The following is a 10323-nucleotide window of genomic DNA, read 5'->3' on the forward strand; positions in this document are numbered from 1 at the left end:
ATGCCAACCGGCTGAGCCAAGAAAAACAGTCTCCGGAAACTCCGGGGCGGTTCAGACCGGCTTTCCCGGCCTCGAAGTACTACGACGGCTCCGCCCCACCTACGCCCTTCGGCAGGCAACGCGCCTATCCAACGGCCCCTTGAAGGCGCCACGGGAACGGACGTAGGTGGTTCCCACGTTCACTGTTGTTCGGTCGACGGGTGAGGTGCTCGGCTTTGCCCCTGCGGCTTCGTCGTGGCCACGCCCGACCTGCCATGTTCGGTCGGTCAGACGTCGTAGACCTTCACCACGACCTGCCGGGCCCGACACATAAACCGTCCCGACAGTTCCCCGCCCTGCACGGCGTCTGGATGACGCCGCCCAGGACAGTTCTGCACCGCTCACCAGCCCAGATCTACCGGGTTCGAGCTGGTCGACGATGAAGAGGCTTTACGACACCGATTCCTCGCGTACACCTTCCCGTCTCGCTCACCAGGCACGGCCCGTCCGGAAGTACCGAACCGCCCTGACTTCACCGCGGCTGCTCCCACCCTCACCGGCGTTCCCCGGGTCAGGCTGCCGCCAGCTTCACTCAGCCGCTACGACGACCAAGCGATGCAGGTCTCTCACCTCCATCCGAAACAACAGCGCCTCGTGGCGCACGATGTGCTCATCGACGCCCAAGACCTCGACGTTGTCGAACCTGGTCGGGTCGGCGGCCATCTGTTCGAGCAGGGGCTTGATCGAGCGCCACACCGTGCGCCACGAGGTGCCCAACTGGCGGGCGAGAACAGCCACCGAGGCGTGCTCGCGACGGATCTGAGCGATCGGCCACCAGCACGCCCGCACCGTGAGCAGCGCCCGCGGCCGGGCCAACCCGTCGTGCTGCTCGCTCCACCCGCCGGCCCTGCACTTCGGCTCAACGCAGCGCCAGGTCCGCTTGCGCCACACAAGTCGCACCGGGCGGCCGAAGGAGGGCACGTCGACCAGGCGGACCTCGCGCCGGCCATGGCTCGCGGCGATCACACCGCACGCGTGGCAGCCCGCCGGTGCGGGGTCGGACTCGACCACCACGCGTAGATGACGCAGCTGCTCGGTGACCTCGATGACGTGGAACCCCTCCAGGCCCACGAGGAGATCGCAGCGCTGTGAAGTGCCCCCGGTTCCCCGGACTACTGGGGTTGGGTGGATCTGATCATGCAGCGGTCTCGCTTGGGGGTCCAGCAGGCGTCCTCAATGCGTGCTGGGTCTCGTAGTCGGCGGGGCTGAGGTAGCCGAGCGTCGAGTGACGCCGGCGCGGGTTGTAGAAGCCGTGACGAAGCTGAAGATCGCGTTCGCCAGGACTTCACGGGTCGGCCAGGTCGAGCGGTCGAGCAGCTCGGTCTGCAGGGTCGCGAAGAAGCTCTCGGCCACGGAGTTGTCGAAACAGTCGCCGATCGTGCCCATCGATCCGAGCAACCCTGCTTCGCGCAGCCGGTGACCGAAGGCCCAGCTGGTGTAGGTCGACCCGTGGTCGCTGTGATGGACCGCCCCGGCCGGTGGGCGACGGTTCCAGATCGCCATCTGCAACGCATCGACCACCAGCTCGGAGCGGATGTGGTCCGCGATCGACCAGCCCACGACGCGGCGGCTGAAGCAGTCGATGACGACCGCGAAGTACAACCACCCCTCACCTGTGCGGTGCTGGGTCACGTCGGCGACGTAGAGCCTGTCTGGGGCATCGGGGCGGAAGTTCCGCTCGACCAGGTCCTCCGATGGTGTCGCGGCCTGATCGCGGCGGGTGCAGCCCCGCAGCCTGCGTCGGTGCACGCCCTGCAGGCCGGTGGAGCGCATCAGTCGCTCGACACGGCCGTGGCTGACCTCCAGACGCCGGCCCATGGTCAGCTCGGCATGGACCCGGCGGTGGCCGTAGGTGCCGTAGGAGGCGGCGTGCACGTCGTGGATCGCGGCCATCAGGTAGGCCTGCTCGAGGTCACGACGGCTCGCTCGGCGCCGCGCCCATTCGTAGTAGCCCGAGGTCGAGACGTTCAGCACCCGGCAGGTCACCGCGACCGGAACACCGTCCGCGGCAAGCTCCTGGACTACCGGGAACACTATTTTGGGAGCACGTTCTCCCGAGCGAAGTAGGCACTGGCCCGCTTCAAGATCTCGATCTCCATCTCGAGCACCCGCTTGTCACGGCGCAGCTGGACCAGCTCGGCCCGCTCATCAGAGGTCAGGCCGTCTTGGACGCCGTCGTCGATGTCGGCCTGCTTCATCCAGCGACGCAGACCGGACTCGGCAATGCCGAGATCCTTCGCGATCTGAGCGATCGGCTTCTCACGCAGCCGCGCCAGCTCGACTGCTCGACGACGGAACTCAGGACTCTTCGGTGCAGGCACAGGGACTCCTCTCGGGCGACCATCGTCGCCTCACTCAAGGTGTCCGGGCTAGCGGGGGCACTTCACTGGCAGTAGGACGGATCTGGACACGAACGCGCGCGATCGCACGCCGTAGGCTGCGACATCGTCGAGGCCTTCCGGTTCGGTTGCTTGGTCGCACCAAACTTTGGAAGGTCTCGACCCATCTCCGGGTCAGCTCAGCGGCGCGTGTCGCCTACCCCCACCGCAAGTACCAAGGGCCCCATTTCCTACACGACCACAGCGACTTCCGAGGGCTAGTCTCCAACACACGCCGAGCAGCTAGGCCTTGCGTCCCTACGTCGTCCCTACGTGCGTCACCATCGATCGGAGGACACTCGGCATGACTTGCAACGGTGCCACGGACTCTGGTCACGACAAGTCGGGGCGTGCTCTCCGGGACCACGGCCACGAACTCGGGCGCGGTCGAGGGCATGGCGCCGGCGCCCCGCTCCTTCGTGATCCGCTTGGCGGAGGTCAGCAGCAGTAGATCGGTGCGCCGCGCCGTTCTCAGGTGAACTGCTGCTCGGCGCCGCCGGGAGTGCAGTGCATCGCGTCTTCGCACGGGCCAAAGGGGAAGGCGGGCGCGAAGGAGACGGCGAGGTCGTCGGCCAAGTGACGGGCCGTTGGCTGGCCCGAGAAAGACGGGGTCCCGTCGGGGCCGAACGTGGCCGGGACAAGTAGGCCACCGGGGGAGAGGGCGCGGGTGGCGAGATCGACACATATGCCGCCTGGTTGGCCGGGAGAGCCTGCTGCCAGCGCGCCAGCAGATGGCATTGTCCGCGGTCCGTTACCTAGCAACGGCTTTCGGCACGGTGTCTGGCGCGCTAGGAGTGCGAAGGCGAGCACTGCTCCACCTAGAGCGCATACATGCATGTATGTATGTACACTGTTCAACATGACCGCTGGCGTGCAGGATCGACAGGTTCGGGCGGTCGCAACCCGCCGGCTGCTGCTGGACACCACGGTGGCTTGCTTGGCGGAGCTGGGGTACGCGGGGACCACTGGCCCTGCCGTGGCCGAGCGAGCTGGCTTGTCGCGAGGCGCTCAGCTCCACCACTTCGGCACGCGAGACCAGATGGTCGTGGCGGCGGTCGAGCATTTGGCTCAGCAACGTCTCACGCATGTTCAAGACAGTCTCGCGATACGGATCGGAGACAGTCTGGACCCCTCGGCTCAACCGACCAGAGCGGCAGCACTGGCGGCCCTGGAGCTCCTCGCTGAGGCGTTGTCCGGGCCGCTGTACGGAGCCACGTTGGAGTTATGGGCCGCGGCACGCACCGACGAGGACCTTCGACGCCAGCTGGTTCCGGCGGAGGAGCGGGTGCACGCCGAGCTTCGGGAGGTATGTCGCGTCTGGATCACCACGGATCCGGTTCTGATCCAGTTGACGCTGGATCTCCTGTTAGGTCGAGGAGTGAGCGGGATGCTCGTCCCGCATCCTTCTAAGTGGCAGCGTGATGTCCTCGAACGCTGGATCGACACTGTCATGGCAGGCGGGGTAGCGGGATGAGTCGATTTGATGACCTGATCGCGACGTTTGCAGAGAAGTTCCGTCCTCCTGACGACGGGGCTCGCCTTGCCTCACACCACGCCAACTGTCTGGGCTGCGGCGAGGACAATCCGCATGGTCACCATCTCGAGGTGCGACGTGCGGGGGACGGCGTGGTCGCTGCGCACGCCTTCGACCGCCGGCACGAGGGCGCGCCGGGGATCGCTCATGGTGGGGCGTTGGCGACGGTCATCGACGACCTCTATGGATTCCTCCAGTACTTAGTTGGCGGCCCGGCGGTGACTCGACGCCTCGAGATCGAGTACCTGCAGCCTGTCCTCTTGGACGTCACCTATCGGTTGGAAGCCCACCTCACCGGTCGCGATGGGCGTCGACTTCAGGTTGAAGCCACCATCACCGACCCGGAGGGGCAGAGGGTGCTCACCTCGACCGCCATGTTCGTGCTCGTTGACGTCGCCCACTTCGCTGCTGCGTACGCACGGAGCCTGGAGAGCGCCATCACCAAGACCGCCGAGGAGACCGGCGGTCCGAGAGGCGTTGAGAGAGAGCCGAGGCCGTGATCGTTCAGCGAGCAGAGGTTGACTGCTACCGATCACCGTCCGACACGCAGGCTCGGATGCGAAAGACGGCTTCATGACTACTAGTCATGCCGCCGCACAGGTGTCGCCCTACCCGCATCGGATCGGTGGGCACTGTGGGTCCGGCGCTCTGCGAGACCTGCTGGAGTGGGCCGGACTCGGATGGGACGGCCCTCCCAGCGAAGGTCTGGTGTTCGCTCTCGGCGGCGCGCTCGGTCTCTCCTATGTGCGCTCGGTAGGCCTTTTCCCACCCCTGTACCTGGTTGGCCGTGGCGGAGAGCTCGAGCTGGATCTGCCTCGTCGGCTTGGCGCAGCGGCCGAGCAGCGGGTTACTGATGATCCCGCCGAGGGGTGGAGCTGGGTACGCGCCGAGATCGAGGGCGGTCGTCCAGTCATGCTCTGGGCTGACATTGCCGAGCTGCCATATCTGCGCGTCAAACTTTCGATGAGCCGCCACGACATCGTGGTCATCGGGTTCGATGACCATGCGCTCTGGTGGTCGACAACGATCGCGAAGACGTCCAGGAGGTCCCCTACGAGGCCCTTGCGCGGGCCCGCAGTTCCACGTCGTTCCCGCAACCGACGCGACACACGCTGTATGACATCAGGTGGCCCGCCGAGCTGCCGGATCTGGCGTCCGCGGCGGCTGAGGCATTCGCCCAGTCAGCCCAAGCGGTGAGCAATCCCACCAGCGCCACCAGAGTCTTCGACGAGCTACCCTCAGAACCGGGTGACGCCGCCGGTCTGATGGTCCGCAGCGCAGGAGTCGCCGCAGCGCATGCCTTTGCCACGGACATTGCGGGCTGGGAGCGCCACGACGACGAGGAACTCGAAATCATGTTGTTCAGCCTCGGCGCGTTCATCGAGAAGGCAGGCACAGGCGGCGGCCTCTTCCGCCGGCTGCTGGCCCAGGGGGCTTTCGAGATCGCCCAGATGACCGGGGATGAAGCAACCACCTCATCGGCGCGGTCAGCCAGCCGAGCCGCAGAGGCCTGGACGACGGTGGCCCGTTCGGCCACCGCCCGGGATAAGCCGGCACGCAGTCGAGTTCGCGACGCCGCGCAGTCGGCCTTGGCCCTTCCGGAGCTCGAGGCCATGCTGACCCAAGACCTCCACGGGTCAAGTCCCAGGTAGTGGTGTAGCGCTGCGTTCCTCCTGTTTGGTCATGCGGTGAGGGAGGGCAGCTGATCAGCTCCGATCTCGGTTTCGGTGTTGGGGACGACGGTGACGCGGCAGCGGGCGAGGACCTCGAGGCCGAGGTAGCGGCGGCCTTCGGCCCATTCGTCGGTCTGCTCGGCCAGGACCGCGCCGACGAGTCGCACGATGGCCTCGCGGGTGGGGAAGATGCCGACGGCGTCGGTGCGTCGGCGGATCTCGCGATTGAGGCGTTCGGCGGGGTTGTTGGACCAGATCTGGGTCCAGACGTCTTTGGGGAACTCGGTGAAGGCCAGGATGTCGGCGCGGGCGGTGTCGAGGTGGGTGTGGACCTCGGGGAGCTTGCCGTCGACGTAGTCGAGAAGCCGGTCGAACTGGGCGTGCACCGAGGGTCGGTCGGGCTGGTCGTAGACGCTGTGCAGCATCGCCTTGACCGCTGGCCACATGCTCTTGGGTGTCACGCTCATGAGGTTCGCTGAGTAGTGCGTCCGGCATCGTTGCCAGGCGGCGCCGGGCAAGTTCGCCGCGACCGCCTCGACCAGCCCGGCGTGGGCGTCGCTGGTGACCAGCCGGACCCCGGCCAGGCCGCGGGCTGTGAGGTCGGCGAAGAACTCGTTCCACGCAGCTCCGGTCTCACTGGTGGCCACTCGCATGCCGAGGACCTCGCGGTGCCCGTCGCCGTTGACCCCGGTCGCTAGGAGCACCACGGCGTTGATCACCCGTCCGCCTTCGCGGACCTTCATCGTCAATGCGTCGGCGGCCACGAACGTGAACGGTCCGACGGCGTCGAGGGGCCGGTGGCGGAACTGCTCGACGTGCTCATCGAGCTCGGCCGCCATCCGCGAGACCTGAGACTTGGACAGCGAGTCGATGCCGAGGGTCTTGACCAGCTTGTCCATCCGCCGGGTGGACACCCCGGCGAGGTAGCAGTCCGCGACCACGGTGATCAGCGCGGCCTCCGCGCGCTTGCGGCGCTCGAGCAGCCACTCGGGGAAGTAGGTGCCCTTGCGCAGCTTCGGGATCGCGACGTCGATCGAGCCGACCCGGGTGTCCAGGTCGCGATGCCGGTAGCCGTTGCGCTGCGCGGTTCGACCCGGCGAGACCCGGCCGTACTCGGCCCCCACCACAGCATCGGCGTCGGCTGAAAGCAGGGCGTTGATCATCGTCTGCAGCAGCGAACGCATCAGATCCGGACTCGCCTCAGCGAGGGCTTCGCTGAGCAGGCGTGCAGGGTCGACAATGTGTGGTGCGGTCATCGTGATGACTCCGTTCGAGGGTTCTGTGAGAGGTTCACTCGAAGGATCACGCGGTGGCCGCGTCTGCCTCTGCCGTACACGCCGGCGACGACCTCAGCGACCGCGCTACACCACTATCGGGGACTCAACTGGCCGAACGTCGCGCCGGCGTAGCCCCTTGCTGCGCTGATGCCCGAAGTGACAGGGCCCTGCTGCGGAGGGCCTGCCGCCAGTTCTAGCGCCGCGCGGGCTGTCGCGGTCCATGTCAGCCCGCTTCAAACTGTTACACAGCTGCGTTGTGTAACGGAATGTATGCACAACCGTTCGGTAGCGGTGCGCGCCGCCTCTCAGGAATGCGGCCGCGCAGATCCGCCGCCGGGCGGTGGCAACTGGCGGGTTTCGTTCTGCTCGCTTCGGCGCAGCATGTCCCGACCCGCGTGCGCAGCTGAGGGATTCAGACCGGCGTTCGCGAGCATCTTCTGCAGGCTGAGCAGTTCGGTCGCTGCCTCGGGCCGCGTGCGTTCGTAGTGGCTCAGAACGTAGCGGTTGAAGAGCGGGACCGCCATTGCCAGCTGGCCGCGTTTGGGTGCGTATACGTCGCCTTCCTCGATGAGCTCCTCGCGGAGCCAGGACAGCTCTTGCTGGGAGCGACTGAGTGTCTTGGCGATCGCCGCTGTCGAGGCGCGCCCGCCGTGCAGAGCGAGGGCGGCAAGGAACTCCATCTGTCGATCGCTGATTCGGTCCCAGCGGGGGCCAAGGGTGCGGCGCTCGAGCATGTCGGCGACCTGGGGGAGTGCGGCTTCGACGTCGCCGAGGGTGATCTGGTCAGGCCCGGGCGCGGATGTCCAGATGGCGTGGGCGAACAGCTGCAGGTGCGCCGGGTAGCCATTGCTGGCCTCGACGACGGCTGCCGCCGCCTCGGGGGTCCACGCGACACCGGCCTGGCGTGCTGGCTCTACCACGGCGTAGCGGGCGTCATCGGGTTCGAGGGTCAGGGGGATGGGCTCCAGCACGAAGAGACGGTCAGGGTGGGTCACGCCAGCCTTGCGGAGCGCATCGGGGGTGAAGGGCAGTCCGGTGCCGGCGAAGAGGACCGGCGCGGAGGGGTGGTCGACGTTGAGTCGGTGCAGCGTCGCCGCGAGCAGGGCGAGGTCGGGCCTAGATGCGACCTGGAGCTCATCGACGGTGATCAGCAGGCCGCCGCTGTGGGCGTCCTTGCGGACCTCGGACGCCAGCGTGGCCAGGGCGTCAGCGAGCGTCCCCGCGTCCAAGCCTGGTGCTGCGGCGTCGGATTGGTGAGTGGAGATCCCAGCACCGATGCCCGCGATGCTGAGGTTAACCCCACCGATCCGCTCGAAGGCCTTGCGGGCGCGCTGCCACGGGCCCGCCTCCTCAGCCATACGGGTGCGAGCGCGCTGGAGCAGCGCCTCTACCAGACCAGCGTGGCCCGAGACAGCCTGGAGGTTGACCACTTCGAAGCCTTGCTCCTTAGCAAGGTCCGCGAACGCGCTCACCGTGACGGTCTTCCCCACGCCGCGCGGGCCGGAAAGAATCATGTCCTGGGCACGGACGCGGCCGCCAGCGACAATGTCGTTGAGCACCAAGTGCCAGTCACGGAGAAGGCCGTCGCGTCCTGCCAGGACGGGCGGGTTGTGGCCAGCACCGGGCGTGTACGGGCTCTTATCCACCAGCGCCGACTTCCTAGACTCACCTAGAATTAGAGGGTTTTCTAGGTCAGTATAGGTGGCAGTCGGCTCACTCGATCGGAGGAGCGCTCGCGCTTGTGACCGGCGCGTCAACGGCCGATCCGGGGTTGCGGGAGAGGAGCGCCGCCGGCAGTGGACCGGTCGGCGCCGAGGCGTCGACGGGCTGCATGGTCGGGACTCTCGTGGGCAGGACCGGCCTCGCCGGCGACGAGGGACTCGCCGAGCTTGTCGGCAAGCTCGGCGACGTCGGCCGACAGCACCTGCTCGAGGATGTCGGCGATGCTGGCGGTGGAGCCGTCGCAGTGGTCGACCAGGTCGGCGGCGAGGCGATCGAGGGCGCGTTCGCCCTGCTGAGTGAAGGTGACGATGCCGGAGCCCGGCTGCTCCGCGGGTGAAGTGCTCATTGGGTCCTCCTCTGCTTGGTCACCTAAGTGATCCCGGACCTTGGGAGCGATCAGCTGTGACAGGGCTTTCGCAGCTCGGCAGCGGGCGGCGGCCGACAGGCTCGCCGTCGTCCTGCCGCAGAACGCGCAGCACACCGGCGGAGGGGGCAGGGGCGGCGTCGGATCCCCTGCTAGTTGCGCTCGACTCGCAGGGCGATGATTCGCCACCCGTCAGGAACGCGGCATCGGGCGGCCGCGTGCGCCTGGTCGTAGTCGGTGTCCTCGACGGTCAACTCGTCTCGGCCGAGGGTGTAACCGCCGCGGTGGTCGGGCGGTATCTCCTGCATCGTGGCGAACAGCGTGACGTCCCGTGCTTCGGTCTCGGTCACGCGCTCGACTCCTGCTCGGCCATAGTGCGCATGAGGCGAACGTCGCGGCGGAATGCTGATGGGAGCCCGGCGCTCTCCTCCGGATCAACCTGGTAGCCGATCAGGCCATCCTCGACCAGGTCGGCGGCGGTCTCCAGGATGCGCGCCACGCGCAGGAGAAGCGCCGGGGGCATCTGGACCGACGGCTCGTCGTAGAAGCCTGTGGTGGCCACCTGGTCGTGGACCAGCAATCCGAGATAGCTCTGCGCGTGTGCGATCTGAGCCACCCGATCGCGGGTGTGCTCGAGATCGTCGCGCTCGACGAGGAGGACGCGGACGACCTCGCCCAACCCCGCGAAGACCCTTCCGGCGAACCTCACGGGAACCGCGGCGGTCCGCGGTGCGCTCATCAGGTCCGCACCCGGTGTCTCCTCGACGAAGCCGAAGACAATCTCACTGGCCATGCCGGCGAGGGCGTCGTCGGTGAGGTAGCGGCGGGCGGTGCTGGCCGTGACACGCATCTGCTCGGCGACGAACTGAACCCGTTCGTCGAGCAACTCGCCCGCAGCGGAGCGGGACATCGTCATGCCGAGGTCGGAGACGGCCGCCAGGAGGCCGTCGATGCGCTTGTCGCGCCACGATCGTGCAGCCACCCCGATCAGCTGGCCGCAGTGGAATAGGGGTACGGCGTAGTCATCACCGGGATTCTGCCATCGAGGTGCTAGGGGGCGTCAGCGCCGATCGCGACGGGCGTGGGAGCTGGGCACGTTGTCTGATCGTTGGGCGGGAGCGGCGGTGACGGGCAGTGGACCGGCGGCTCCAAGACGAGCCGTTGGTTCGGGCTGGCGTCCGCTAGCCCCGAGAGGGTTGCTCGAGTTCTCTGTCGACCTTTTCTCCCACGTGGCGCCCGGCTGCAAAGGCCGCATCCACTGCTGCCCGGGTTCGCTCCGTGGGGTCTGCTGCACGGATAGGTGACATCTGATCTGCGTCGATGTGTGTCGGCGCTG

Annotated in this window: 11 protein-coding genes and 1 pseudogene; 4 read left to right on the forward strand and 8 right to left on the reverse strand. The window is 67.3% G+C overall.

The genetic code is table 11. The features are described 5' to 3' along the window. Positions 1 to 567 precede the first annotated feature (567 nt). The 3 genes from ACZDWJ_RS19330 to ACZDWJ_RS19340 form a co-directional block, all read right to left on the reverse strand. Entirely contained in the window at positions 568 to 1110 is a 543-nt protein-coding gene (locus tag ACZDWJ_RS19330; protein ID WP_463523758.1) for a transposase, read from the reverse strand. Between the two features lie 102 nt (positions 1111 to 1212). Next, on the reverse strand, positions 1213 to 2073 hold the full coding sequence (locus ACZDWJ_RS19335; protein WP_207082373.1) for an IS3 family transposase: 861 nt from the start codon (positions 2071 to 2073) through the stop codon (positions 1213 to 1215). Then, complete coding sequence (locus ACZDWJ_RS19340; RefSeq protein WP_166191394.1) at positions 2073 to 2360, reverse strand: transposase; 288 nt, start codon at positions 2358 to 2360, stop codon at positions 2073 to 2075. The genes ACZDWJ_RS19335 and ACZDWJ_RS19340 overlap by 1 nt, the downstream gene beginning before the upstream one ends. A 916-nt stretch (positions 2361 to 3276) precedes the next feature. Here ACZDWJ_RS19340 and ACZDWJ_RS19345 point away from each other — a divergent pair. The 4 genes and pseudogenes from ACZDWJ_RS19345 to ACZDWJ_RS19360 all read left to right on the forward strand — a co-directional run bounded on the left by ACZDWJ_RS19345 (position 3277) and on the right by ACZDWJ_RS19360 (position 5603). Then, positions 3277 to 3891, forward strand: a complete 615-nt coding sequence (locus ACZDWJ_RS19345) for a TetR/AcrR family transcriptional regulator (protein WP_166191397.1) — start codon at positions 3277 to 3279, stop codon at positions 3889 to 3891. Next, a complete protein-coding gene (locus ACZDWJ_RS19350; protein WP_166191400.1) occupies positions 3888 to 4451 on the forward strand; it encodes a PaaI family thioesterase in 564 nt (187 codons plus the stop codon). The genes ACZDWJ_RS19345 and ACZDWJ_RS19350 overlap by 4 nt, the downstream gene beginning before the upstream one ends. A gap of 73 nt (positions 4452 to 4524) precedes the next feature. After that, positions 4525 to 4896, forward strand: a pseudogene (locus ACZDWJ_RS19355) (BtrH N-terminal domain-containing protein); the annotation flags it as partial. Positions 4897 to 4964: 68 nt separating this feature from the next. Further along, entirely contained in the window at positions 4965 to 5603 is a 639-nt protein-coding gene (locus ACZDWJ_RS19360) for a DUF4872 domain-containing protein (protein ID WP_349804363.1), read from the forward strand. 29 nt (positions 5604 to 5632) lie between these two features. Here ACZDWJ_RS19360 and ACZDWJ_RS19365 read toward each other — a convergent pair whose 3' ends face one another. The 5 genes from ACZDWJ_RS19365 to ACZDWJ_RS19385 form a co-directional block, all read right to left on the reverse strand. Continuing rightward, the gene (locus ACZDWJ_RS19365; RefSeq protein WP_235738352.1) at positions 5633 to 6880 is read right to left on the reverse strand and encodes an IS256 family transposase; all 1248 of its coding nucleotides are present in this window, start codon (positions 6878 to 6880) and stop codon (positions 5633 to 5635) included. Positions 6881 to 7206: 326 nt separating this feature from the next. Next, on the reverse strand, positions 7207 to 8547 hold the full coding sequence (locus ACZDWJ_RS19370) for an ATP-binding protein (RefSeq protein ID WP_463523763.1): 1341 nt from the start codon (positions 8545 to 8547) through the stop codon (positions 7207 to 7209). 107 nt (positions 8548 to 8654) lie between these two features. After that, positions 8655 to 8969, reverse strand: a complete 315-nt coding sequence (locus tag ACZDWJ_RS19375) for a hypothetical protein (RefSeq protein WP_214056117.1) — start codon at positions 8967 to 8969, stop codon at positions 8655 to 8657. A gap of 170 nt (positions 8970 to 9139) precedes the next feature. Next, complete coding sequence (locus ACZDWJ_RS19380; protein ID WP_463523765.1) at positions 9140 to 9337, reverse strand: hypothetical protein; 198 nt, start codon at positions 9335 to 9337, stop codon at positions 9140 to 9142. Continuing rightward, a complete protein-coding gene (locus tag ACZDWJ_RS19385; protein WP_463523767.1) occupies positions 9334 to 9969 on the reverse strand; it encodes a hypothetical protein in 636 nt (211 codons plus the stop codon). Before ACZDWJ_RS19385 ends, ACZDWJ_RS19380 begins: the two co-directional genes overlap by 4 nt. Positions 9970 to 10323: the final 354 nt, after the last annotated feature.

It is taken from the genome of Nocardioides sp. B129/18 (assembly GCF_055282735.1).

Excerpts from the sequence above, each read along its gene's own strand:
- ACZDWJ_RS19345 (WP_166191397.1), top strand. The coding sequence starts at position 3,277 with ATGACCGCTGGCGTGCAGGATCGACAGGTTCGGGCGGTCGCAACCCGC.
- ACZDWJ_RS19350 (WP_166191400.1), top strand. The coding sequence starts at position 3,888 with ATGAGTCGATTTGATGACCTGATCGCGACGTTTGCAGAGAAGTTCCGT.
- ACZDWJ_RS19365 (WP_235738352.1), bottom strand. The coding sequence starts at position 6,880 with ATGACCGCACCACACATTGTCGACCCTGCACGCCTGCTCAGCGAAGCC.
- ACZDWJ_RS19375 (WP_214056117.1), bottom strand. The coding sequence starts at position 8,969 with ATGAGCACTTCACCCGCGGAGCAGCCGGGCTCCGGCATCGTCACCTTC.